The 22,740-nt window shown below is 60.9% G+C and carries 23 protein-coding genes; 9 read left to right on the top strand and 14 right to left on the bottom strand.

Annotated features, from left to right (window positions below):
* The 3 genes from CCX46_RS20385 to CCX46_RS20375 all read right to left on the bottom strand — a co-directional run bounded on the left by CCX46_RS20385 (position 1) and on the right by CCX46_RS20375 (position 3,681).
* On the bottom strand, positions 1–1,416 hold the full coding sequence (locus tag CCX46_RS20385) for an amino acid permease (protein ID WP_127929117.1): 1,416 nt from the start codon (positions 1,414–1,416) through the stop codon (positions 1–3).
* 127 nt (positions 1,417–1,543) lie between these two features.
* Positions 1,544–2,596 carry an ornithine cyclodeaminase gene (locus CCX46_RS20380; protein ID WP_127929116.1) on the bottom strand — a complete coding sequence of 351 codons (1,053 nt, stop codon included), beginning with the start codon at positions 2,594–2,596 and terminating at the stop codon, positions 1,544–1,546.
* 50 nt (positions 2,597–2,646) lie between these two features.
* Entirely contained in the window at positions 2,647–3,681 is a 1,035-nt protein-coding gene (locus CCX46_RS20375) for a histone deacetylase family protein (protein WP_127929115.1), read from the bottom strand.
* Positions 3,682–3,800: 119 nt separating this feature from the next.
* On the opposite strand from CCX46_RS20375, the gene CCX46_RS20370 reads away from it, so the two are divergent.
* Both CCX46_RS20370 and CCX46_RS20365 read left to right on the top strand, forming a co-directional pair.
* Positions 3,801–4,301, top strand: a complete 501-nt coding sequence (locus CCX46_RS20370; protein ID WP_093433799.1) for an Lrp/AsnC family transcriptional regulator — start codon at positions 3,801–3,803, stop codon at positions 4,299–4,301.
* Between the two features lie 118 nt (positions 4,302–4,419).
* Complete coding sequence (locus CCX46_RS20365; RefSeq protein WP_127929114.1) at positions 4,420–4,632, top strand: hypothetical protein; 213 nt, start codon at positions 4,420–4,422, stop codon at positions 4,630–4,632.
* A 3-nt stretch (positions 4,633–4,635) separates the two neighbouring features.
* Here CCX46_RS20365 and CCX46_RS20360 read toward each other — a convergent pair whose 3' ends face one another.
* Genes CCX46_RS20360 through CCX46_RS20335 form a run of 6 tightly spaced genes read right to left on the bottom strand, consistent with a single transcriptional unit; the run spans position 4,636 to position 10,077 of the window.
* Positions 4,636–5,427: a transporter substrate-binding domain-containing protein gene (locus tag CCX46_RS20360; RefSeq protein WP_177413871.1), complete on the bottom strand. Its 792-nt coding sequence runs from the start codon at positions 5,425–5,427 to the stop codon at positions 4,636–4,638.
* A 59-nt stretch (positions 5,428–5,486) separates the two neighbouring features.
* Positions 5,487–6,356, bottom strand: coding sequence for a copper homeostasis membrane protein CopD (gene copD / locus CCX46_RS20355; RefSeq protein WP_127929112.1), 870 nt, complete (start codon positions 6,354–6,356; stop codon positions 5,487–5,489).
* Between the two features lie 3 nt (positions 6,357–6,359).
* Positions 6,360–6,734: a copper homeostasis periplasmic binding protein CopC gene (copC, locus tag CCX46_RS20350; RefSeq protein ID WP_038362456.1), complete on the bottom strand. Its 375-nt coding sequence runs from the start codon at positions 6,732–6,734 to the stop codon at positions 6,360–6,362.
* A 31-nt stretch (positions 6,735–6,765) separates the two neighbouring features.
* Complete coding sequence (locus tag CCX46_RS20345) at positions 6,766–7,635, bottom strand: copper resistance protein B (protein WP_127929111.1); 870 nt, start codon at positions 7,633–7,635, stop codon at positions 6,766–6,768.
* 11 nt (positions 7,636–7,646) lie between these two features.
* Positions 7,647–9,344 (bottom strand): copper resistance system multicopper oxidase, encoded by a 1,698-nt coding sequence (locus CCX46_RS20340; protein WP_127929110.1) that lies wholly within the window; start codon positions 9,342–9,344, stop codon positions 7,647–7,649.
* A 52-nt stretch (positions 9,345–9,396) separates the two neighbouring features.
* A complete protein-coding gene (locus CCX46_RS20335; protein ID WP_127929109.1) occupies positions 9,397–10,077 on the bottom strand; it encodes an FMN-dependent NADH-azoreductase in 681 nt (226 codons plus the stop codon).
* 101 nt (positions 10,078–10,178) lie between these two features.
* Here CCX46_RS20335 and CCX46_RS20330 point away from each other — a divergent pair, with 101 nt between their 5' ends.
* Positions 10,179–11,030 (top strand): LysR family transcriptional regulator, encoded by an 852-nt coding sequence (locus CCX46_RS20330; RefSeq protein ID WP_127929108.1) that lies wholly within the window; start codon positions 10,179–10,181, stop codon positions 11,028–11,030.
* 9 nt (positions 11,031–11,039) lie between these two features.
* Here the strand turns inward: CCX46_RS20330 and CCX46_RS20325 are convergent, their stop codons facing one another.
* The gene (locus tag CCX46_RS20325; protein WP_127929107.1) at positions 11,040–11,510 is read right to left on the bottom strand and encodes a hypothetical protein; all 471 of its coding nucleotides are present in this window, start codon (positions 11,508–11,510) and stop codon (positions 11,040–11,042) included.
* A gap of 165 nt (positions 11,511–11,675) precedes the next feature.
* Here CCX46_RS20325 and CCX46_RS20320 point away from each other — a divergent pair, with 165 nt between their 5' ends.
* Positions 11,676–12,341, top strand: coding sequence for a ribonuclease T2 (locus tag CCX46_RS20320; protein ID WP_095121098.1), 666 nt, complete (start codon positions 11,676–11,678; stop codon positions 12,339–12,341).
* Positions 12,342–12,427: 86 nt separating this feature from the next.
* Here the strand turns inward: CCX46_RS20320 and CCX46_RS20315 are convergent, their stop codons facing one another.
* Positions 12,428–13,285, bottom strand: a complete 858-nt coding sequence (locus tag CCX46_RS20315) for a LysR family transcriptional regulator (protein WP_127929106.1) — start codon at positions 13,283–13,285, stop codon at positions 12,428–12,430.
* Between the two features lie 109 nt (positions 13,286–13,394).
* On the opposite strand from CCX46_RS20315, the gene CCX46_RS20310 reads away from it, so the two are divergent.
* The 3 genes from CCX46_RS20310 (at position 13,395) to CCX46_RS20300 (ending at position 16,637) form a co-directional block, all read left to right on the top strand.
* Positions 13,395–14,099, top strand: coding sequence for a haloacid dehalogenase type II (locus tag CCX46_RS20310; RefSeq protein ID WP_127929105.1), 705 nt, complete (start codon positions 13,395–13,397; stop codon positions 14,097–14,099).
* A 15-nt stretch (positions 14,100–14,114) separates the two neighbouring features.
* Positions 14,115–14,888 (top strand): aldolase, encoded by a 774-nt coding sequence (locus tag CCX46_RS20305; RefSeq protein ID WP_127929104.1) that lies wholly within the window; start codon positions 14,115–14,117, stop codon positions 14,886–14,888.
* Positions 14,889–15,065: 177 nt separating this feature from the next.
* Entirely contained in the window at positions 15,066–16,637 is a 1,572-nt protein-coding gene (locus CCX46_RS20300; protein ID WP_127929103.1) for a sensor domain-containing diguanylate cyclase, read from the top strand.
* A gap of 145 nt (positions 16,638–16,782) precedes the next feature.
* Here the strand turns inward: CCX46_RS20300 and CCX46_RS20295 are convergent, their stop codons facing one another.
* A complete protein-coding gene (locus CCX46_RS20295; protein WP_077573787.1) occupies positions 16,783–17,082 on the bottom strand; it encodes a hypothetical protein in 300 nt (99 codons plus the stop codon).
* A gap of 186 nt (positions 17,083–17,268) precedes the next feature.
* Here CCX46_RS20295 and CCX46_RS20290 point away from each other — a divergent pair, with 186 nt between their 5' ends.
* On the top strand, positions 17,269–17,709 hold the full coding sequence (locus tag CCX46_RS20290; RefSeq protein WP_127929102.1) for a carboxymuconolactone decarboxylase family protein: 441 nt from the start codon (positions 17,269–17,271) through the stop codon (positions 17,707–17,709).
* Positions 17,710–17,847: 138 nt separating this feature from the next.
* Here the strand turns inward: CCX46_RS20290 and CCX46_RS20285 are convergent, their stop codons facing one another.
* Together CCX46_RS20285 and CCX46_RS20280 are read right to left on the bottom strand one after the other, a co-directional pair.
* Positions 17,848–19,440 (bottom strand): DHA2 family efflux MFS transporter permease subunit, encoded by a 1,593-nt coding sequence (locus CCX46_RS20285; protein WP_127929101.1) that lies wholly within the window; start codon positions 19,438–19,440, stop codon positions 17,848–17,850.
* A complete protein-coding gene (locus CCX46_RS20280) occupies positions 19,437–20,546 on the bottom strand; it encodes an HlyD family secretion protein (RefSeq protein ID WP_127929100.1) in 1,110 nt (369 codons plus the stop codon). The genes CCX46_RS20285 and CCX46_RS20280 overlap by 4 nt, the downstream gene beginning before the upstream one ends.
* Positions 20,547–20,959: 413 nt before the next feature.
* Between CCX46_RS20280 and CCX46_RS20275 the strand changes: the two genes are divergently transcribed.
* The gene (locus CCX46_RS20275) at positions 20,960–22,687 is read left to right on the top strand and encodes a ShlB/FhaC/HecB family hemolysin secretion/activation protein (RefSeq protein ID WP_127929099.1); all 1,728 of its coding nucleotides are present in this window, start codon (positions 20,960–20,962) and stop codon (positions 22,685–22,687) included.
* Positions 22,688–22,740 lie beyond the last annotated feature (53 nt).

Raw genomic sequence — 22,740 nt, 5'->3', positions numbered from 1 at the left:
CTAGCCAAACTGACTAGCCGACTCAACCGCAGACTTCGGCTTCCTCAACCGCGTCAACTGGTAGGCAATCCCCAACCAGACAAACCACCCCGGCATGACCATCAGCGCAATCCGCGTATCAGGCCGCAACGCCAGCAACCCCAGCACAAACCCCAAAAACGCCAACGAGAACCAAGCCATCGGCACACCGCCGGGCATCTTGTAAGCCGACTTCGCATGCAGATCCGGACGTTTTTTGCGGTAGGCGATGTAAGACGCGAGGATGGTCGACCAGGTGAAGATCACCAGAATCGCCGATACGGTGGAGACGATGGTGAATGCGGTCATGACTTCCGGCACGATGAACAGCACCAGCACGCCGACCAGCATCAACAACGTGGTGAACGCCAGGCTCAGCAGCGGCACGCTGTTGCTCGACAGTCGGCGGAATATGCCGGGCGCATTGTCCTGATTGGCCAGTCCGAACAGCATGCGGCTCGATGAGAACACGCCGCTGTTGGCCGATGAGGCCGCCGAGGTCAGGACCACGAAGTTGACGATGCCGGCCGCTGCGGGAAATCCGGCGACGAGGAACAGTTCGACGAAGGGGCTTTTGACTGGGGAGACCTGTTGCCACGACGTCACGGCGATAATGCAGGTCAGCGCGAGGACGTAGAACAGGATGATCCGCAGCGGAATCGAGTTGATTGCTTTGGGCAGGGTCTTCTCTGGCGAGCGGGTTTCGGCGGCGGCGGTGCCGATCAGCTCGGTGCCGGCGAAAGAGAATATCGCCATTTGAAATCCGGCGAAGAAGCCGAACAAGCCGTTAGGGAACGCCGCCTGTTTGTCCACCAGGTGACTCAGGGACGCGGTGACGCCGCTGGGCGAGACGAAGGAGCTGGCGATCAGCACGGTGCTGACGCCGATCAGGGTCACGACGGCAATGATCTTGATGATCGCGAACCAGAATTCCACTTCACCGAATAGCCTGACGGTCAGCACGTTTAGCGCGAACAGCGTTGCCAGCATGCCGACGGCGGGTATCCACGCCGGTACGTCGGGGAACCAGTACTGGAAGAATCCGCCGACCACGACGGCGTCGCCGATCACCGCGACGCTCCAGCTCAGCCAGTACGACCAGCCGAGGAAGAACGCCGCGCGCGGGCCGAGGTAGGCGCCGGCGAAGTCGGCGAAGGTTTTGAAGTTGAGGTTGGACAGGAGCATTTCGCCCATGGCGCGCATGACGAAAAACACGAACAGGCCGATGATCATGTAGATGAGGATGATCGACGTTCCGGAGAGCGCGATGATCTTCCCGGAGCCCATGAACAGGCCGGTCCCGATGGCACCGCCCATGGCCATTAACTGGATGTGACGATTGCTGAGCGTGCGCTGCAGCGCGGGCTGTTCAGGCAGCCCGGAAGGGGTCGATTTCATTGCAAAACCTCTTGATTTTATGTTTTTGAGTTTTGGCAGAAAGTAGGTGTCGAGCGTTCTTGTTAGAGGTGCAGCGGCTAATCACAAGGTGAATCGCCCTCTGTGGCTTGGGGGCGGTTATTACCGATCAACTGACGGTGCGCAGACGCGAGGCTTTGGCCGGTTGCGGATCCAGCAATTGGAAGAGGTTTTTGATGTTGGCCGGCGTCGGCACCAGGTGGATGCGTTGGCCGATTTGCTGCGCCTGAGCCAGGTCGTTGAGGTAGCGCAGTGAGGAAAAGTCTTCCAGGGCAAAACCCACCGAATCGAACACCGTCACCTGCGCATCGTTTTCGCGTCCGGTGACTTCGCCCAGCACAATGCGGAAAAACTCGATCACTGGGGAATCGGCTGCCAGTTGCTGAATATCGCCTTCAATGCGCGTTTGCGGCTCGAACTCGACGATGACCCGGGCGTTGCGCAGGATGTCGGCGTGCAGTTCGGTTTTACCCGGGCAGTCACCGCCGACCGCATTGATGTGCATGCCGGGCTCGATCATTTCCGGCGTCAGAATCGTTGCGTAGGCTTTGTCGGCGGTGACCGTGGTGACGATGTCCGCGCCCTTGACCGCGTCCTTCACCGCGCTGGCCAGAATCACTTCGATGTCCGGGAACGCCGCGAGGTTGTGCTTCAACTTGAGGGACGCATCGTGATCGATATCGAAGAGGCGGATTTCACTGATGCCTAACATTTCGTGAAAGGCCAGCGCCTGAAATTCACTTTGCGCACCGTTGCCGATCAGGGCCATCGAGGTCGCACCCGGGCGAGCCAGCGATTGCGCCACCAGCGCGGAGGTGGCTGCGGTGCGCACGGCGGTGGTCAAGGTCAGTTCGCTGAGCAGGGTCGGATAGCCACTCTGCACATCCGCCAGCAGACCGAAAGCCATGACCGTGAGCAAATTCTGCTGGCCGTTGTTCGGGTGGCCATTCACGTATTTGAACGAGTACTGCTGGCCGTCGTCGGTGGGCATCAGCTCGATCACGCCGTCCGCCGAGTGATTGGCCGTGCGCGGCGATTTATCAAACTGCGCCCAGCGTGCGTAGTCCGCTTCGATGTAGCCGGCCATTTCGCGGATGGCGCGGCGGATACCGACTTGGGTGAACAGGCGTGCAGCCTCATCGACATCAATAAAAAGCGTCATGTTCTTGTTCTCCGATCCAGTCATTGAAAGGTTGTAGAGCGCGGGCTCGCTCAGCTGCGTTTGCTCTCGAAACCGTGCAGCACGTTGACGGCATTGATGCCGATTTCATCGACCATGTAGCCGCCCTCCATGACGAACAGGGTCGGGCAGCCGACGCTGGCGATCAGTTCGCCGATGCCGATGAAGTCCTCGCTTTCCAGCAGAAAGTGGCTGATGGGGTCGTCCTTGAACGTGTCGACACCGAGGGAAATCACCAGCACTTCAGGCGCGAACTGCTGGAGCTTTTTGCAGGCGTGGAGCAGGGCGTTGCGGTAGCTCTTCCAGGTGGTGTTTTTCGGCAGGGGATAGTTGAGGTTGTAACCCTCGCCGACGCCCGCGCCGACTTCGTGGCTGTAACCCGAGAAGTACGGATAGGACACCGCGGGTTCACCGTGCAGCGAGACGAACATGACGTCGCTGCGCTGGTAAAAAATGTTCTGCGTGCCGTTGCCGTGGTGGAAGTCGACGTCGAGCACCGCGACACGTTTGGCGCCCTGGGTGATGGCTTGTTGCGCGGCAATGGCGGCGTTGTTGAGGTAGCAATAACCGCCCATGTATTCCCGCGCGGCGTGATGGCCGGGCGGGCGGCACAGGGCGAAGGCGCTGTCGTGGCCTTCATCGAGCAGGGCCAGGCCGGTGAGGGCGATGTCGGCGCTGGTTTTCACCGCTTGCCAGGTCGTCGCGGTAATGGGCGAGCCGGCGTCCATGGCATAGAAGCCGAGCTTGCCGTCGATGAACGTCGGCACCTCTTCGTTGGCCAGATCGCGCACCGGCCAGACCAGCGGCAAGGCGTCGTGAGTGCGACCGGTGGCGCACCATTCGCCCCAGGCAGTTTCGAGAAAACTGACGTAGCGCTCGCTGTGCGCGTTGATGTAGCACGAGCGGTCAAACGCGCGCGGTTCGACGATCTGCCCGAGGCCAACCTGTTTGACCCGGTTGTGCACGGTGTCGGCCCGACTCGGTTGTTCGAACGACGGTTTGAGCACGCCGTCCTTCAATTCGGTGCCGTGGTGCAAACGGTGGGAATCACTGAAAACTGTAAACATTCTGCGCATCCGTTATTGTGAGCCAGTGCAAATATTCTGTTCCGGCTTGGCTGCGCTTTCTTTGCTTTGTGTTCGGGATTCAGTGGATTATTCGGGCGTTTTTACTCAGGAATGGCGTCGTGCAGAAAAAAATATCCAAACGCATCAGTCTCGACGAAACCGACCTGGCGATTCTTGAGTTGTTGCAGGAAGACGCCAGTATTTCCAACGCTGAACTCAGTGAGCGGCTGTCGCTGAGCCTTACGCCGTGCTGGCGACGGCGCAAGCGCATGGAGGAGGCCGGGGTCATCAAGGGCTATCAGGCCAACCTTGATCGGCGAATGCTCGGGCTGGATATCATGGCGTTCGTGCACATTCGTTTTTCCACCCATGCGGACCATGCCCCGGACGCTTTCGAGGCGGTGATTGCGCAATTGCCGCAGGTGGTGGCCTGTCACAAGATCACCGGCGATGCCGATTATGTGTTGCAGGTGCTGGCGGAGGATCTTGATAGCTACAGCGACTTCATCGAGCAGGTGCTCAGGCGTCAGGTGGGGATTGCCTCCATTCAGTCCAGCCTGGCGTTGCGCGAGGTCAAGACCGGTAGCCGGATTGCGATACCCAAACCGGGCAAGGATTAGCGGGCAGTCGATGCTGAACCGCTGCTGTCGATCAGCAAAGTTTCATCTTGCCGCGTGCGAAGCAGGCCTAGTCTGCTGAGACAAGATCGTCGCTGTTCATCCCGAGGGGAATCGTGCCATGCGCCTGAATGTCGTCAAAATGCTGTTGATTGCTGCTGCAGTATCGGTGTTGAGTGCCTGTTCCGGCGCGGGTGGTTTGACCACCACCCGTTGTTTCTCCAGCGACTGTCAGTCGCCGGAGGGGCGCAACGCCAATACGTTGAAGTTTGGTGGCAACAGTATCGGCAGCAGTCTCAATCAGTACAGCTCCGGCATGCTGCATGACGATTAAGGATTACTGCGCGGCAGGTACGGCGATCCATTCGCTCAGGGTTTGCTGATACTTGCCGGTGACTTTGCTCAGATGCAGCCACTGATCAACATACAGTTTCCAGCTGATGTCATCGCGCGGCAGCAGGTAAGCCTTCTCGCCATATTGCATGTACTGATGCGGATTCACCGCGCACAAGCCCGGTTTGAGTTTCTGCTGATACAGCGCTTCCGAGGCGTCGGTGATCATCACGTCGGCTTTATTGTCGAGCAGTTGCTGGAAGATCGTCACGTTGTCGTGCAGGGCCAGTTGCGCCTTGGGCAGGAAGGCGTGGACGAAGGCTTCGTTGGTGCCGCCGGCGGGTTCGACCAGGCGCACGCCGGGCTGGTTGATCTGTTCGACCGTCTGGTACTTGCTGATATCGGCGCAGCGCACCAGCGGGATCTTGCCGTCGGTGTCGAGGGTGTTGCTGAAGTAGGCTTTTTTCTGCCTTTCGAGGGTCACCGAAATGCCGCCCATGCCGATGTCGCATTTGCCGGCCTGCATGTCCGGCATCAGGGTTTTCCAGGTGGTTTGCACCCATTGCACTTTGACGCCGAGGCTGTCGGCCAGCGAGCGCGCCATGGCGATGTCGATGCCTTCGAAATCGCCGTCGGGGCGTTTGAAGGTGTAGGGCTTGTAGTCGCCGGTGGTGCACACGCGCAACTGGCCTTGTTGCTGGATGCTGTCGAGGTGCGAAGGGGTTTGCTCGGCATGGGCGCCGGCGGCCAGGGTCAGCAGGCCGCAGAGGATCATCGTGCTTTTTAGTGTTGTCATTGCGATCGGGGCTTCTGAGAAGGACGGTGGCCCAGTGTAGTGAAAGGCTTTCCCGGGTGTCACCCTGCTTCCGGGCTTAACGTGCCTAGCCACGCCACCAGCGCCACGATCAGCAGTGCGATTGCCAGTTCAACGACAACGCTGCGTCTTAGCGCATTTGCCGCGATGACAGAGTGTCCATTGCTCAACGCTTGCGCCAACGCCGGACCAAGATGAAAGCGGTTCAACGCCGCCAATACCAACATCCCGGCAAACAGTAAAACCTTGATCGCGAGCAGCACCCCGTAAGTGCCGAGCAAGCCTTCATCCAGCCTCGGGCCGACGATGAACAGATAATTCACCACGCCGGTAATCGACAGCGTCAGCACAATCACTGCACCGATCCACTCAAAGCGCCGAACCGCAAACGCCAGCGAACGAATGCGAGCTGCATCGAGCGGCCCCCGCGCCATCAACACCAGCGCCAGCATCGCACCCAGCCACGCGCCCGCCGCGAGCAGGTGCAGAATGTCGCTGAGAAAATGCCAGAACCGCAGTGTTCCTTCGTCCATCGCCCCGTGTCCGCTCCAGGCCAAAGAGGCGAGGGCGATGGCGCCAGCCACCGATGCGAGCCACGCGCCCGGCCTGATCAACACCACGATCAGCGCGATCATCCGCACTGCCCACGCCAGCCCGACGTCGGTTTCCAGCAGCATCATTTGCAGGTGCGGCCACAACGCCGCGAGCGCTGTTTCGCCGCTCATGGCGCGGGTCATCAGTACCAATCCCGCCACTGACAGCAGCGCCCCGATCAAGGCCATCCCGCGCAGCATCGGTCGACACCGCAGCAACGCATCAGCGCTGTACAGCGCAAACAACGCCAGTCCGAACACCAGCAGCAAATCCACATACAACGCAAACCGCAGGACGATGTTGATCAGTTCAGCCATCGCTCACTTCACTTTGAAGGTGACGTTGCCGGTGATCGGATGTGTGTCGGAAGACACCGCGCGCCATTGGACTTGGTAAGTACCGGCGGGCAGCGGTGCGAGCGGGGTGATCAGCATGCTTTTCGGGTCGCTGCCGGCGCTGACTTTGGCTTTCATCGGCATCGGCGAATGGGCCATGCCGGGCATTTCGGTCATGACCAGTTTGGCGCCGGAGAATTTTGTCAGCAGGTTCTCGGAAAAATGCAGTTCGATCTTGCCGGGCGCGGCGCCGTCGGCACCTTCGGCCGGGCTCGACGAGAGCAGTTTCGGGTGGGCCTGGGCGAGGCTGCTCAGGAGCAAGCCGCTGGCGAGTACAAGGGTGATTTTCAAGGTGCGCATGCAAGAGCTCCGGGTTGTTTTTTTAGGGGATTCAGAACCACAGCCGCACGCCGAGGACGAGGCGCGCTTCGCTGCGATCCTCGCCTTCTGCGCGGGCGTAATCGGCGGTGTTGCCGTAGGTGCGGTTCCACGTTACGCCGATGTACGGCGCAAATTCGCGGCGGATTTCATAGCGCAGACGCAGGCCGACTTCGCTGTTGGAAAGCCCGGAACCGATACCGCGTTGCGCATCGTTTTTGCCGTAGACATTGAGTTCAGCGGTGGGCTGCAGGATCAGGCGGTTGGTTAGCAGAATGTCGTAGTCACCCTCGAACCGCAGCGCGCTCTGGCCACCTTCACCGATAAACGCAGTGGCCTCGGCTTCGAAGTTGTACAGCGCCATGCCCTGCAGGCCGAACGCGGCCCAGGTCTGCGGCGCGCCGGGTTTGAAGTCCTGACGCACGCCGCTGACCACGTCCCACCACGGCGATATCGCATGGCCCCAGAGTGCTTGAATCTCGGCGTCTTCGGTCTTGCCGTTGCTGCGTTCACCTTCGGAGCGCAGCCACAGGCGATCGATGTCGCCACCGATCCAGCCGGACAGATCCCAAGCCAATGCGCTGCCGTCATCGGCGTCCTGCCATTCGAGTTTGTCGGCGAGGAAGTACGTGTTGATCGCGTTGTCGTGGACTCGATGACCGCCGGGGCTGGTGAACACGGCGGCACGGTCGGCGTCGGTCAGTGGCGGGATCGGCGTGCGGCTTTCCGTCGGGGCGGCGGGCTGCATCATGCCGTCGTCCATGCTTTGCATCGCGGAATGATCCATGCCGGCCATCTGGCTGTGATCCATGCCCGGCATGTCGCTGGCGGCCATCGCCGAGCTGCCGACCAGTAGCAAGGAAAATACGGTGAGTCGAGTCATCAGCGGCCCCTTCATTCTTCCACCCGCACTTCGCGGAACATGCCCGTTTCCATGTGGTACAGGAGATGGCAGTGATAGGCCCAGCGACCGAGTGCGTCGGCGGTCACGCGGTAGCTGCGGCGCGTGCCGGGCGGCATGTCGATGGTGTGTTTGCGCACCTGGAAGTCGCCGTTTTCGTCTTCCAGATCGCTCCACATGCCGTGCAAGTGAATCGGGTGGGTCATCATCGTGTCGTTGACCAGCACCAGGCGAATGCGCTCGCCGTATTTCAGATGCAGCGGTTCGGCGTCGGAGAATTTGATGCCATTGAACGACCAGGCGAATTTCTCCATGTGGCCGGTCAGATGCAGTTCGATCGTGCGGCTCGGGTCGCGGCCATCCGGGTCTTCGAAGGTGCTGCGCAGGTCGGCGTAGGTGAGCACGCGACGGCCGTTGTTGCGCAGACCGAGGCCGGGGTCGTTGAGTTTTGGCGCGGTGGTCATGGCTTGCATGTCCACCAGAGGATTGTCTTTTTCGCTGTCGGGATGGGATTGCATCGGGCCCATCGCCGAGTGATCCATGGCGCTCATGTCCATCGAGCCGTGATCCATGCCACCCATGCCCATGTCGTCCATGGTCACCAGTGGGCGCGGGTCCAGACCCGGTACGGGCGCAGATAACCCGACGCGAGTGGCGAGGGTGCCACGGGCATAACCGGTACGATCCATGGCCTGGGCAAACAGGGTGTACGCCTCGGCGTCCGGCTCGACGATCACGTCGTAAGTCTCGGCCACGGCGATGCGCAGTTCATCGACGCTGACCGGTTTGACGTGCAAGCCGTCCGCCGCGACCACGGTCATTTTCAGTCCGGGAATGCGCACGTCGAAGTAGGTCATGGCCGAGCCGTTGATCAGGCGCAGACGCAGTTTTTCGCCGGGGCGAAACAGGCCGGTCCAGTTGTTGTCCGGCGCGTGGCCATTCATGAGGAAGGTGTAGGTGGCGCCACTGACGTCGGCGATGTCGGTGGGATTCATGTTCATTTCTGCCCACATCTTGCGATCGGCAACGGTGGCGCCCCAGCCTTTCTCGCTGACATCGTTGATGAAATCGCCGACGGTGCGTTTGTCGAAGTTGTAGTAGTCGGACTGTTTTTTCAGGGTCTTCATCAGGCTGGCCGGGTCTTCGTCGCTCCAGTCGCTGAGCATCACCACGAACTCGCGGTCGTACTGGAACGGCTCCGGTTCCTTGGCGTCGATCACCAGCGGGCCGTATACGCCGGCCTGTTCCTGCAACCCGGAATGGCTGTGATACCAGTAGGTGCCGTTCTGCCGCACCTTGAATTGATAGACGTACACGCCACCCGGTTCGATGCCGTGAAAACTCAGGCCGGGTACGCCGTCCATGTTCGCCGGCAGCAGAATGCCGTGCCAGTGAATCGAGGTGCTGGCGCTGAGCCGGTTGCGCACCCGCAGCGTCACGGTGTCGCCTTCACGCCAGCGCAGCAACGGGCCGGGCAGGCTGCCGTTGATGGTCATCGCCGTGCGTGGGCTGCCGGTGAAGTTGACCGGGGTTTCGCCGATGAACAACTCGAAGTCGCTGCCGCTCAGTTCATGCGATTGACCGGGCGCATTCAGCGCCCAGACCGGCGTGCGCCACAGGCCGAGGCCACCGAGCAGGCTGCCGGCGGCGAGGCCTTTGACGAAGGTGCGTCGTGATGGGTTGGAAAGCATGCGCTGGAATCCCCGTTTGACTCATGACGGGGAGGCTAACCAGCGCCGGCTTTCAGTTGGCTGAGGCGGGGATTACAGTTTTGTCAGCTTCAGTTGCAGCGAGATGATCGGCCAGATCCCGCGCCTGTTGTGACGCCGCGAGCCGCGACTCACGATCAATGTCTTCGCCGAGAATGGTCTTCTCGACGCGCAACTCATGCACATCGCTGATGCCGATAAAGTCGAGCCATGCCGCGACGTAGGGCTTCTGAAAATCGAATCGTTCGGCGGGCGTGGCCGATTGCGCCGAAAAATCCATTCCGCAGGCATAGGCACCCACGGCGATTTTGTTTTTCAGCAGACCTCTCAGGCCATGCTGCGGATCGAAGCTGAAGAGGATGTCTTTCTGCGACACCAGATCGATGAAGTGCTTGAGCTTGTACGGAATGCTGAAATTCCACAGTGGCACCGACAGCACAATCAGGTCGGCACGATGCAGGTACGCGGCGAGGTGCTTGAGTTCATTCCACGCCGATTGCTGGGCGGGGGTCAGCGGCGTACCGCTGAGGCCGGCGTACTTGGCGTTCATCGCTTCCTCGCCGAACTCCGGCAGCGGCGTGCCCCATAGATCAAGGGTTTCGACGTGGGTCTGCGGCTGATGCTGCAGATAGCGATCGATAAAGCTGCGGGCCACTTGCAGTGAGGCGGAGCGTTGTTTGCGCGGTGAGCATTCGATGTGCAGAAGGGTGGTCACGTGAAGCCTCGGCAGTCGGGGAGAGAGTGCGAGGCATTGCAACATAGCGCGCTTCAAACTATAAATCGTGAATAAATCATCCATTGATCACGTATCCAACTATGTTTGACGCTCTGTTGCTCAAGACCTTTGTCACCGTTGTCGATGAGGACGGCTTCAGTCGTGCGGCGGAAAAACTGCATCTGACGCAGTCGGCGGTCAGCGGTCATATGCGCCGGCTGGAAGAGCAAGTCGGCAAGCCGTTGCTCAAACGCACCACTCGTTCTCAGCAACTCACCGCTGACGGCGAACGCCTGATCGCCTATGCGCGGACGATTCTGGCGTTGAATCGCGATGCCTGGGCGCAGCTCACGCGCACGCCTTTTCAGGGGCGGATGCGGATTGGCGTGTCCGAGGATTTTGTCGAGGCGCGGTTGTTGCGCGCGTTGCAGGATTGCGCGGCGCAGCATCCCGGCATGGAGCTTGATGTGCAGGTGAATATTCCGGGGACGTTGCTGGGCCAGATGCGACAGGGTGATCTGGAGATGGTCATCGGTTCGCTATGTGAAACCGGCGAATCGGGGCGATTACTCTGGCAGGAACCACTGGTGTGGGCGTGGGCCGCGCAGCCTGTCACACAGTTGCCAACGCCTCTGCCGCTGGCGCTGTTTCCCGAACCTTGCCCGTACCGCGAAGCCGCGTTGACACGTTTGGCTCAGGCTGGCATTTCCCAGCGCACCGCGATGCTCTGTTCGAGTACCGCCGGCTTGCGCGCAGCGGCGCTGGCCGGATTTGCCGTGGCGCCGATGCCGGTCAGTCAACTGGGGCAGGGATTGACTGCGCTGGGTGCGGAGCTGGGCTTGCCGGTGTTGCCGGATGCGCAGTTCCGCTTGTTTGTCGCGCCTCACGCTGAGCCGCAGATGATCGATGCACTATCGCAGGTGATCGTCGAGTTTTGCTCGGCGCGGCGGTAGTAATCGGGGCTAGAGGCCGAGGCCTTCCTGCACGACCTGCAACAAGTTGTTCTCGGTCAGGGCGATGGCATCCAGCTCCTGACCGGTTTCAACCGTCTGCAGCCACCAGTGGCTTTCATGGTGCTCATCGACGGTTCGCAGTAGATAAGTGTTTCTTTCCGGCAGGGTAATCTGCACTCGCCCGGCGCCATCCTCGGTGAACCGTGCAATGGGATCAAATGTCAGGCTTTGCTGATTGGCCTCGATCACCAGTTGATCAATTGCGTAGTCATGCGCTTCACCATCCGGTGACGTTTCGCAAACGTGCGTAGGATTGCGCCGAATCTTCAGGCCTACCTCGGTGACTGGCTGTAACCAAGCCTCAATGCGGTGGTACAAGTCGTACACCTGAGCTGGCCAGCAATCGATCTCCAGCGCGGCATCGGCATGGGTGTGCCGGGTTTGCTTGAGTTTGGCGGCGAGTTCGTCTGCTTTACTCATTTCGGATCCCTTGGTTTGATGTCTGCCTGTTAATCGTAGACCTTACAACGGCGTGCGGCGTTGCCTTGCGTCATGCGCTTGCAACACAAGCGTGTCGAAATCAGCGCTGGCCAAGTCAGGCCAGGATCGAAAACCACGGACGCAGGCGTCCCAAGGAGCGGGTAGATGAAAAAGCTGTTTACAATTTTGGCAGTGATTGCGCTGACGGCCGGTAGCATCGGGTTGAGTTCGGCGCGGCAATCACAGTCGAGCAAAGCCCAGGCGGAATCGGTGGCGGGGGTATTCGATTACTACCTGCTGGCGTTGTCCTGGTCGCCGACCTTTTGTCTGACCCACAAAGATGACTCGCAGTGCACGGGCAAGGGCTACGGCTTCGTGCTTCACGGTTTGTGGCCGCAATACGCCAAGGGCGGCTGGCCGGAATCCTGCCCACCACTGACCACGTTGAACGCGGCGCAAACCAGCCAGGGCCTGACGCTGTTCCCGACGAAAAAACTGCTCGACCACGAATGGGCCAAGCACGGCACCTGCAGCGGCCTCGGCGCGATGGGCTATCTGGATGAAGCGGACAAAGCCGTGGCGGCGGTGAAAATCCCCGATGAACTGCAACCGTTCAGCAGTTCCTATTACTTCGAAGCCCAGGAAATCGCCGACCTGTTCCGCAAGGCCAACCCGGGCATTCCGGCGGATGGCATCGCTGTCATTTGCAGTGGCCCGGAGTTGTCGGAAGTACGCGTGTGCATGGGCAAGGATCTGCAGTTCGGCGCCTGTGGCAAGGGTGTGAAAACCCAGTGCCGCGCGGGGGATATCCGGGTGCCGCCGTCGCGTTGATCTGACTCGAGGTCGAAAGGACCACACTGACTCTGTGGCGAGGGAGCAAGATCTCTCGCCACAGGGTTTTCGACAAGCCTGAGCTATCAGGCAAATCCAGCGGCATCCACCCCCAACTCCCCACGCAAAAACTCCACCAGACCGCGCTGTAACCCGCTTAACACACCCTCACGACTGACCAACGCCAATTCCGTCGGCGCCAGTTCCGGCAGATCCGTACACACCAGATGCTCAGGCAACACCGCCGACATCGGCAGCACCGACACTCCCAACCCTGAGGCCACCGCTGCTTGAATCCCGGTCAGGCTGTGGCTGCCGAACGCGACCCGCCAGGGGCGCTGGGCAACATCGAGCAAACGAATGGCGCGCTGCCGATACAGACAGCCTTGCGGAAACAACGCCAACGGCAACACGCCAGTGGACGAATCAAACTCCGCACCTTTGACCCACACCAGTCGTTCCGGCCAGGTCGCCCACGCCGGGCCGCTGTCGGGTTCGCGTTTGATCAGAGCGATGTCGATGTCGCCGGCATCGAGGCGTTGGCGCAGATCGAGGCTCATGCCGCTGAGGGTTTCCAGCCGTGCTTGCGGATGGCTGCGGGTGAAGCCAGCAAGGATCAGCGCCATGCGCCGCGCGTCGAAGTCTTCCGGCATGCCGATACGCAGGATTTCCAGGTCGAGGTCACTGGCCAGCGCTTCAGTGGCTTCTGCCGAAAGCGCCAGCAAACGCCGCGCATAGTGGATCAGCAGTTCGCCGTGCTCGGTAACGGCGACATTCAGCCCGGTACGGTCGCGCAGCAGCAGGGCGTGGCCGACCAGCTCTTCGAGTTTGCGCACCTGCTGGCTGACCGTCGACTGGGTGCGGTGCACGCGATCGGCGGCGCGGGTGAAGCTGCCTTCGTCGACCACGCAGACAAATGTTTTCAGCAGTTCCAGATCCAGCATGGTGGTGCTCTCGATAGTGGTTATTCAACTGACGGTTGGCTATTTATTTAATTTCACACTATCACCGGGCGCTCATAAGCTGAAGTCCTTACCCCGGAGGACTCGACCAATGACACTGACTCACACACCGCGCCCGCAATGGCTGACCTTCGATTGCTACGGCACGTTGATTCAATGGGACGAAGGCCTCAAAGCCGTCGTTGGGGAAATTCTCAGCGAGAAGGGCGAGCATCAGATCGATGTCGGGCAGTTGATCGACGTCTATGACCGCCACGAACATCGCCTCGAACAGACCCCGCCGCACCGTTCGTTCCGCGAGCTAAGCACCCTCGGCCTGCGATTGGCCCTGGAAGAATTGGGCCTGCCCAGCCTGCCCGAAGACAGCCAGCGTCTGGCCGCCGCGATCCCGAAAATGCCGCCGTTTGCCGAGGTGATCGAGACCCTGCGTGAATTGAAAAACATGGGTTTCAAACTGTGCATCGTCTCCAACACCGACGACGACATCATCGCCGGCAACGTCGCGCAACTCGGTGGTTACATGGACCGGGTGATCACCGCACAGCAGGCCGGCGCCTACAAACCGGCGCCACGGCTGTTCGACTACGCTCATGAACAATTGGGCGTCAGCCGCGATGAAGTCGTGCACATCTGTGCCAGTCCCATGCTTGACCACACGGCCGCGCGGGACATGGGCTTTCGCTGTGTGTGGATCGATCGCGGCACCGGTCGCCAGTTGCTGCCGGACTATCGCCCCGACGCGATCCTCAACAGCCTCGATCAAGTGCTGCCGCTGTTCAAATCCCTCGGTTGGTAATCACGGAGAATCGTCATGGCTCACACTCTTGGCGTCAGTGCGCGGGCCTTACGTCCGGCCGCATTGAACCTCGACACAGAGGCAATCATCACCGCCCGCAGCGAACTGGCGGCGTGCTTCCAACTGGCCGCGCTACATGGGTTGGAGGAGGGCATCTGCAATCACTTTTCGGCGATGGTGCCGGGGCATGATGATCTGTTTCTGGTCAATCCCTACGGTTATGCCTTTGCCGAAATCACCGCGCAGAACCTGCTGGTCTGTGACTTCGAGGGCAACGTGGTGGCGGGCGAAGGCCAGCCGGAAGCCACGGCGTTCTACATTCACGCGCGTCTGCATAAGCAACTGCCCCGGGTGAAAGTCGCGTTTCACACGCACATGCCCCACGCCACGGCGTTGTGCCTGCTGCAAGGTCCGCCGCTGTTGTGGTTGGGGCAGACCGCGCTGAAGTTCTATGGGCGCACGGCGGTGGACGAGGATTACAACGGCCTGGCGCTGGACGAATCCGAAGGTGACCGGATTGCCAAAGTCATGGGCGACGCCGACATTCTGTTCCTGAAAAACCACGGCGTGATCGTCGCCGCCCCGACCATCGCCGAAGCCTGGGACGACCTCTATTACCTGGAGCGCGCGGCCCAGGTGCAACTGCTGGCGATGGCCACGCAACGGGAACTGAAGCCTGTGCCTCATGCCATTGCGCAACGGGCCTGTGAGCAGATGCGCGAGGGCGATGCGCAAAGTGCGCGGGCGCATCTGCACAGTGCGATGCGGCGCCTGGCCCTTCACAACTGACTAACCCTAAAGAGGCAATCGAAAATAAATCGACGAACAGCGATCATCCAATCTCGCTGCGCGCCGATACAACTGGGCGGGACCGGGGCGTTTGCCCCGTACATCCCGGTGGGCTACGCTCACAAACATAAGGGTTTACCCGCTGGCGCCCTTGTCGTACCTGCCCAGGACTTGCTTTTGCCTATCCCCATTCACGACCCGCATCAGGCCCCCGGAGGCACTCTTAAACGCCTGCCGCTGCGCAAAGCGGCGGTGCTGTTTATCGTTGCGGTGGGGTTGTGCCTGTCCGGTTTGCTGTACCTGCAACTGGAGCAGTCGCGAAGGCAGGATCTGGCAGTGGCGAAAATAGCCTCAAGCAATCTGACCCGGGCCATGGCGCAGCAGGCCGAGGACACGTTCCTCGCCGCCGATCTGGTGATGACCAGCCTGGTCGACTGGATTCAGGACGACGGTTACGGCGCGGCGCAGAAACCACGCTTGCAGAGAACCTTTGCCCGGCGCGTGCAGCAACTCGATCAGTTGCACGGTATTTTTCTCTTCGACACGCAGGGTCAGTGGATGATTACTTCGTTTGCCGATCTGCCCCGTGGCAATGGCGTGGCGGACCGCGAGTACTTCAAGTTTCACCAGCAGAACGTCTCGACGCTGGCGCACATCGGCCCGGCGATTCGCAGTCGCGAGAACGGTGAGTGGATCATCCCGATTTCGAAACGCATCAATGATCATGCGGGCAATTTCCAGGGCGTGCTGCTGGCCGGGATCAAGATGTCGTACTTCGACCGCTTCTTCGAAAGCTTCAGCCTCGATGACCAAGGCATCATGTTCCTTGGCCTGAGCGACGGCACCTTGCTCGCCCGCCGACCGTTTGATGAAAAGCTGATCGGCACATCGCTGGCGCAAGGGCGGATTTATCGTACGTTGCTGCCCGAAGCCTCGGCCGGCACCGCAATGATCGATTCGGTGGTCGATGGCGTGGTGCGTCTGTACGGTTATCGACGCCTGTCGGCATACCCGTTGGTGGTGTCGGCGGCGACGTCGCGCGATACGATTCTCGAGGGTTGGTACGCCCGCGCATTCCAGTCGAGTGTGATCGTCGCCTTGGTGATTCTCGGCATCGGCCTGTTTGGCTGGGTGTTCATTCATCAGGTGCGCGATGGCGAGCGCATCGAGAAAAACTTGCGCAAGGCCCAGCGCACGCTGGAGCAGATCGCGACCCACGACAGCCTGACCGGGCTGGCCAATCGACGTTTGTTCGAGCGTTCGCTGGAGGTTGAATTCGCCCGTGGCGCGCGGCAGGTCAGTCCGGTCAGCCTGATCATGCTCGATATCGATTTCTTCAAGCGCTACAACGATGCCTATGGTCATGTCGCCGGGGATCACTGTCTGACTCAGGTCGCACAGGTACTGCAGACGTGCTGCCAGCGCAAGTCTGATTTGGCGGTACGTTATGGTGGCGAGGAGTTTGCGGTGCTGTTGCCGGACACCGACATCAACGGCGCACTGGCGATTGCCGGGCAGATCCGCCGTAGCGTGATCGACAAGCACATCATCCACAGCGGCTCGCCGACCGGTTACCTGACGGTGAGTCTGGGCTGTTATTCGTTTATCCCGAGTGGCAATGACAGCCCGGAAGTGTTTATCCAGCGCGCCGATGCGGCGCTGTATCAGGCAAAAAATGCCGGGCGCAATCGCGCGGCGGTGTTGTCACTGGACAGCGGTTTGGCCGAGTTGATGCGCTCTGATCGCTAACCCAAACGCTGACACAAAACCTGTGGGAGCGAGCCTGCTCGCGAAGAGGTCGTGTCAGGCGAATAAAGGTTATCTGACACAACGCCTTCGCGAGCAGGCTCGCTCCCACAAGGGACCTTGTCTAATCGGGATGGCTCTTGTTCGTTCAGCCGCCCGTGCCACCGCCCGCACCGCCAGTGCCGCCGCCGGCCGATCCGGTACCGCCGCCAGCCCCCGAGCCGGAACCACTGGCGCCACCATTGGTGCCGGTCCCGGATCCCATACCCGAAGAACCGCTACCACCCGAAGGCGCGCCCGGGGTGTTGTCTGGCGGCGTGGTGGTGCTGGTCGGGCCACCGGATTTGGTGCCGGTGGCGTCAGCGCCATCATTGGCAGCGAAGCTGGCGGCCGATGCCGTGGCCAACAGGCCGGCGAGCAGTAACGAGGTGAGTTTGCGCGTGATCATGATCCGTCTCCACAAAGGGTCTGTACCTGATATTGGTCTGACGCACAGAACCCTTGGTGCCCAGTGGCTGACGAGCGGTCAGCAGCGAAACCGAGTGGCCTCCTGATCTTCTGGAATATTGGCTATTTGCCGAACCGGGTGCGAGGACTAACGTAGCCACACCTTCACTTGCTGCCCGGAGCCACCATGCAACCTCGTACCGATTTCTACACCGCCTCCCCAGATGCCTTGAAAGCGATGATCGCCCTGGAAACCGCGGTGTCCAAGCTGCCGCTGGAAAAAAACCTGATCGAACTGGTCAAGCTGCGCGCTTCGCAAATCAACGGCTGCGCGTTCTGCATCGACATGCACACCACCGATGCGATCAAGGGCGGTGAAACCCCGCGTCGCTTGTTCGCGGTCACCGCTTGGCGTGAAGCGCCGTTCTTCAGCGACCGCGAACGCGCCGCGCTGCTGTGGACCGAATCGCTGACGCAACTGAGCCTGACCCATGCCCCGGACGAAGATTACGACGTGGTTGCGGCGCAGTTCACGCCGAAAGAAATGGTCGACCTGACCGTGGCGATCAACACCATCAACAGCTGGAACCGTCTGGCCGTCGGTTTCCGCAAAACCCCACAGGCTTAAGCCTCAACGCTTAACCCCTGTGGGAGCGAGCCTGCTCGCGAAAGCGGAGTGTCCGATAACAACCATGGTGACTGACACGACGCCTTCGCGAGCAGGCTCGCTCCCACAAGGGAAATGGGTATGGCCAGAAAATAGTGATCAATGCCCATCCGCACTCGGCGCCGCCGGTGGTTGCACCTTGCGCATCAAGGGCACCATCGCGGTGGCGATGACGAAGCACACGCCGATCATCAAAAAGGTGTCGCCGTAGGTCTGCGTCTGCGCCTCGCGGTAGGTCAGCAGCCACAACTGGCGCAGGCTGGCAGTGACGCCGACGTCGCCGCTCTGGCCCAGATTCGCCAGGTTGCCGCCGACCTGCGCCAGCCACTGATTCATCGCTTCATTGCGGCTGTTCAGATGCTCGGCCAGCCGCGTGAAGTGCAGATTGGTGCGGTCATTGAGAATGGTTGCGCAGGCCGCAATACCAATCGCACCGCCCAGATTACGCATCAGGTTGAACAGGCCCGACGCATGCTTGAGACGTGCCGGTGCCAATCCGCCCAAGGTCAGCGTCACCGCTGGCGGCACCGCCAGTTGCTGGGCAATCCCGCGCAAGGCTTGCGGCAGCATCAACTCGCCGGCACCCCAGTCGTGGGTGATCGGGCTGAACTCCCACATCGACACAGCGAACAAACCCAGACCGATCATCATGATCCAGCGCAGGTCCATGCGATTGGCCAGAAAGGCATACAGCGGAATCGCCATGATCTGGAACACGCCGGTGGAGAAAACCGCCAGACCAATGTCCAGCGCGCTGTAGCCGCGCACGCGGCCGAGGAACAGCGGCGTCAGGTAAATCGTCGCAAACAGACCGATGCCGGTGACGAACGAGAAGAAGCAGCCGAGGGCGAAATTGCGATCCTTCAACGCACGCAGATCGACGATCGGATTGGCCACGTGCAAGGTGCGGCCAATGAACGCCAATCCGGCGAGGCCACTGATCCACGCGGTGGTCAGAATGGTCTGGTCGCTGAACCAGTTCCAGCGCGGGCCTTCTTCGAGGGTGTATTCCAGGCAGCCGAGAAACAGCGCGAGAAACACCATGCTCAGATAGTCCGCGCCCTTGAGCAGAGACAATTCCGGCTGGTCGATTTTCACCAGCATCGGCACCGCCACGGCGACGAAAATTCCTGGCACCAGGTTGATGTAGAACAGCCAGTGCCACGAGGAAATATCGGTGATCCAGCCGCCGATTACCGGTCCCAATGTCGGTGCCAATGACGCGACCGCGCCGATGGTCGCGGCGGCGATTACCCGTTGTTTGCCGGTGAAGAAAAAGAACGCCGTGGTGAACACCAGCGGGATCATCGAACCACCGAGAAAACCTTGCAGCGCCCGAAAGGCGATCATGCTCTGGATGTTCCAGGCCACGCCGCAGAGCAGGCTGGCGAGGGTGAAACCGACCGCCGAAGCGCAGAACAACCAGCGTGTCGAGAACACTCGCGACAGCCAGCCCGACAATGGAATCACGATGATTTCGGCGATCAGGTAACTGGTCTGCACCCACGCGGTTTCGTCGGTGCCGGCGGACAGTCCACCGCCGATATCACGCAGCGACGCCGAGACAATCTGGATATCCAGCAGCGCGATGAACATGCCGATGCACATGGTCGCGAAGGCGAACACTTTGGTCGCGGTCGCCATATCGGCGGCGTTGAACGGCTGCGCTGGGGCGGCGAGGGTGGTGCTCATGGTGCGACAGCTACGGCAGTGGTTTCCGGTTGCGCGCGGGTGTCGACTTCCGCCGTCACCGACAGCCCCGGACGCAAGTGACCGAGCACGCCGTCGGCCGGGTCGAGGAGGATCCGTACTGGTACGCGCTGGACGATTTTGGTGAAGTTGCCGGTGGCGTTTTCCGGAGGCAGCACGCTGAACTGCGACCCGGTGGCTGGCGCAAGGCTGTCGAGGCGGCCGTGGAATTCCTGACCGGAAAGGACGTCGGCGCGGATGCTCACACGTTGCCCGGGTTTCATCCGCGCCAGTTGGTCTTCCTTGAAGTTGGCATCGACCCACAAGCCGCTGGCCGGCACCACTGACAGTTGTTGTGAACCGGCCTGGGCATAGGCGCCGACCCGCGCGCGGCGATTGCCGACCACCCCATCGACCGGCGCGCGCAGTTCGGTGTAGCCGAGATTCAACTGCGCCAGATCACGTTCGGCGCGGGCTTGCTGGAGGGCGGCGCGGGCCTGTTGTTTCTGGGTGTCGATCACCGCCAGTTGGCGTTGCGCGGCGAGCAGTTCGGCCTGGGCGCGGGCGCTCAGGGCTTGTGCGGTTTTGAAGGTGGCGTCGGCGCGTTGAGCGCTTTCTACCGACACGGCATTGGTGGTGACCAGGCGCTTGTAGCGCGCATTGTCATCCCGCGAGCGCGCGGTTTCCGCTCCGGCGGCATCGATGCCGGCGCGAGCCTGACCGATCACCGCTTGCTGCAGTTGTTCGGTGGCGTCGAGGTTGGCCAGCAACGCTTCTTCGGCAGCGACGGCGCCTTCCGCCTTGGCCAGATTGGCGCGATAGTCGCGAGCGTCGAGGCGGATCAGCACGTCGCCGGCCTTCACGTGCTGGTTGTCGCTGACCAGCACTTCGTCGATGTAACCAGCGACTTTCGGCCCGATCACGGTGACGTCGCCACCAATATAAGCATCGTCGGTCTCTTCGAGAAAACGTCCGGCGCCCCACCAATGTACGGCGTACACACCGGCGAAGATCAGCGCGAGCAATCCGGCGCCGGGAAGCAGCAAGCGTTTAAGCAGCGGCGGCTTGGTCTTCACCACAACAGGTTCGAGGGTGGGCATGCTGGTCATGGCGGATTACCTGAGTCAACGGGGCGTTATTACGGCGGTAATATGACGTAGGTAATATTTAGTCGCAAATGATTTCTGGCGCCGATCGTCAGTTGCTTGATTGAACGAGGACGGCTCGTGCTGGGCTCGGGTTTTGGAGCGTGGGGCACCAGGCATCTATCAACGGCAGAAATCAAGGTTCGCCTGACCCTCGTCAGGGCGGACTGACGCTCGTCGAAGGCTCTCAGGCCCTCGGGGAAACCCTGATAGCGTGCAGCGCCGTGGCCTTGCTGCTGACAATAAAGCCAGGCAAAGCAATTGTTTAAGAAATGTAAGCGCTGTAGGAAGCGTCTTGCATTTGTGTAGGAGGGCTCCGACTATCACGATCATTGATGACATGGCATTACGCCATTTTATGATCGCAAGGATGTTGCGTGCTGTTTCCGTTTCGCGCTGTTTTTCGCCGTCGTTCCCCGCTTTGCCCGCTGCTGTCGGCCTTTGTGTTGAGTGTCTGTGCCTCCTCGATTGAAGCCGCCGAACCTGTCGCGCCGGGCCAGGAAGTGTTGCGCCAGCAGCAACAGCAACAACGCGATCTGCAACAACTGCAACTTGAACAGAGAAAACGGCAATTGGAGCGCGGCGCGTTCGGCCCGACACCAATCACCCCGGCCATCCCGCCAACCGTTACCCCTGATGAACGTTGCTGGCCGTTGAGCGGCACGCGCATCGGCGGCGTCACGCTGATCGACAGCGACAAGCTCAATGCGCGGATCAAACCGCTACTTGCGCCATGCATGGGCGTCGGCCAGATCAACCATCTGCTGACGACCATCACCGCGAGCTATGTCGACAAGGGCTACATCGCCAGCCGCCCGTATCTGCTCAGCGCACCGGCAGCGGGGCAGTCGCTGGATATCCGCGTTGACGAAGGCTACATCGAGTCCATTGAACTGGCCGATCAAAGTCTGCCGGTTTCCCTCGGCGGCGCGTTTCCGAACATGCTCGGCGAGCCGCTGAACCTGCGCGATCTGGAGCAGGGACTCGATCAACTCAATCGCTTGCGTTCGATCGATCTCACCGCCGATATCGCTCCCGGCAGCCAGCCCGGCGCCTCGCGGATCATTCTGCGTTCGCGCACCTCCGCGCATTCGCGCTGGGCCTTGAATGCCGGGATCGACAACCTCGGCAGCGCCAGTACCGGACGGGATCGCGACACCGTCAGCCTCAGTCTCGACAGCCCGCTGCAACTCAACGATTTGTTGAGCCTCAGCGCCAGCGACACCCTCAATCAGGGCGACCGCTACAGCCGCAACGCCAGCCTGTATTACGCGATTCCCTACGGCTACTGGACCTACAGCGTGTTCGCCAGCCACGCCGAATACCGCGCGCCCTTCAAACTGCCGAGCGTGACTTTCCACAGCACCGGCATCACCGATCAGGTCAGCCTGCGCGCCGACCGTGTGTTGTGGCGCGACCAGAGCCGGCAGCTCAGCGCCAACCTGCAACTGGCGCACAAGGATGTCGACAGCTATCTGCAAGACGTTCGCCTTGGCATTCAAAGCCCGACGCTGACGGTGGCCGAGGCTGGGCTCAATCTGTTTTGGCTCGACCGCGCGGTGTGGAACCTCGACGTCAATTACGCCCAGGGCCTGCGCTGGTTTGGCGCCGACGACGATTCACAACATCAGATCAACAATCTGCCCAAGGCGCAGTTCCGCAAGTACCGCGCCGGCCTCAGCCAATGGCGCAACGGTCAGTTCGGCGCGCAGGCCTGGCAATGGCAGAGCCAGCTCAATGTGCAGTACAGCCCGGATCCGTTGCCGGCCATCGAACAGTTGCTCGGCACCGACGATTCAGCGGTGCGCGGCTACCGGGTCAGCAGTGCCTCCGGCGCCAGCGGCGCGATCTGGCGCAACACCTTGCGCTTGCCCCTACGCAGTGAATGGCCGCTGCAGATCACCCCGCGCGTGGGCCTCGACCACGGCTGGATCAAGGCTGATCACGGTGCTCAGGGCCAGCGCCTGAGTGGTGCCAGTGTCGGCCTGAATCTGGGCTGGAAGAATTTGCAAGTGGACGTCGATTACCAGCGCGCCCTCAACACCCCGAATGGTCTGCAGCACGAGCCTGAAACCTGGCTGATGCGCGTGGGCCTGCAAATCTGAGCAACGCAGTGAACAAACAGCCGTCGGATCTGAGCGCGTCAGCCACGGCCAAG

The organism is Pseudomonas sp. RU47, assembly GCF_004011755.1.
Taxonomy (GTDB): Bacteria; Pseudomonadota; Gammaproteobacteria; order Pseudomonadales; family Pseudomonadaceae; genus Aquipseudomonas.
Note: the sequence above shows the minus strand (reverse complement) of the source record. Positions and strands in the feature narration are given on the sequence as shown.

Coding starts and splice junctions, on each gene's coding strand:
- CCX46_RS20295 (WP_077573787.1), bottom strand. CDS start 17,082: ATGATCACGCGCAAACTCACCTCGTTACTGCTCGCCGGCCTGTTGGCC.
- CCX46_RS20375 (WP_127929115.1), bottom strand. CDS start 3,681: ATGTTTACAGTTTTCAGTGATTCCCACCGTTTGCACCACGGCACCGAA.
- CCX46_RS20325 (WP_127929107.1), bottom strand. CDS start 11,510: ATGAGTAAAGCAGACGAACTCGCCGCCAAACTCAAGCAAACCCGGCAC.
- CCX46_RS20305 (WP_127929104.1), top strand. CDS start 14,115: ATGGCTCACACTCTTGGCGTCAGTGCGCGGGCCTTACGTCCGGCCGCA.
- CCX46_RS20330 (WP_127929108.1), top strand. CDS start 10,179: ATGTTTGACGCTCTGTTGCTCAAGACCTTTGTCACCGTTGTCGATGAG.
- CCX46_RS20340 (WP_127929110.1), bottom strand. CDS start 9,344: ATGCTTTCCAACCCATCACGACGCACCTTCGTCAAAGGCCTCGCCGCC.
- CCX46_RS20290 (WP_127929102.1), top strand. CDS start 17,269: ATGCAACCTCGTACCGATTTCTACACCGCCTCCCCAGATGCCTTGAAA.
- CCX46_RS20360 (WP_177413871.1), bottom strand. CDS start 5,427: ATGACAACACTAAAAAGCACGATGATCCTCTGCGGCCTGCTGACCCTG.
- copD (WP_127929112.1), bottom strand. CDS start 6,356: ATGGCTGAACTGATCAACATCGTCCTGCGGTTTGCGTTGTATGTGGAT.
- copC (WP_038362456.1), bottom strand. CDS start 6,734: ATGCGCACCTTGAAAATCACCCTTGTACTCGCCAGCGGCTTGCTCCTG.
- CCX46_RS20285 (WP_127929101.1), bottom strand. CDS start 19,440: ATGAGCACCACCCTCGCCGCCCCAGCGCAGCCGTTCAACGCCGCCGAT.
- CCX46_RS20315 (WP_127929106.1), bottom strand. CDS start 13,285: ATGCTGGATCTGGAACTGCTGAAAACATTTGTCTGCGTGGTCGACGAA.
- CCX46_RS20310 (WP_127929105.1), top strand. CDS start 13,395: ATGACACTGACTCACACACCGCGCCCGCAATGGCTGACCTTCGATTGC.
- CCX46_RS20320 (WP_095121098.1), top strand. CDS start 11,676: ATGAAAAAGCTGTTTACAATTTTGGCAGTGATTGCGCTGACGGCCGGT.
- CCX46_RS20365 (WP_127929114.1), top strand. CDS start 4,420: ATGCGCCTGAATGTCGTCAAAATGCTGTTGATTGCTGCTGCAGTATCG.
- CCX46_RS20385 (WP_127929117.1), bottom strand. CDS start 1,416: ATGAAATCGACCCCTTCCGGGCTGCCTGAACAGCCCGCGCTGCAGCGC.
- CCX46_RS20280 (WP_127929100.1), bottom strand. CDS start 20,546: ATGACCAGCATGCCCACCCTCGAACCTGTTGTGGTGAAGACCAAGCCG.
- CCX46_RS20345 (WP_127929111.1), bottom strand. CDS start 7,635: ATGACTCGACTCACCGTATTTTCCTTGCTACTGGTCGGCAGCTCGGCG.
- CCX46_RS20380 (WP_127929116.1), bottom strand. CDS start 2,596: ATGACGCTTTTTATTGATGTCGATGAGGCTGCACGCCTGTTCACCCAA.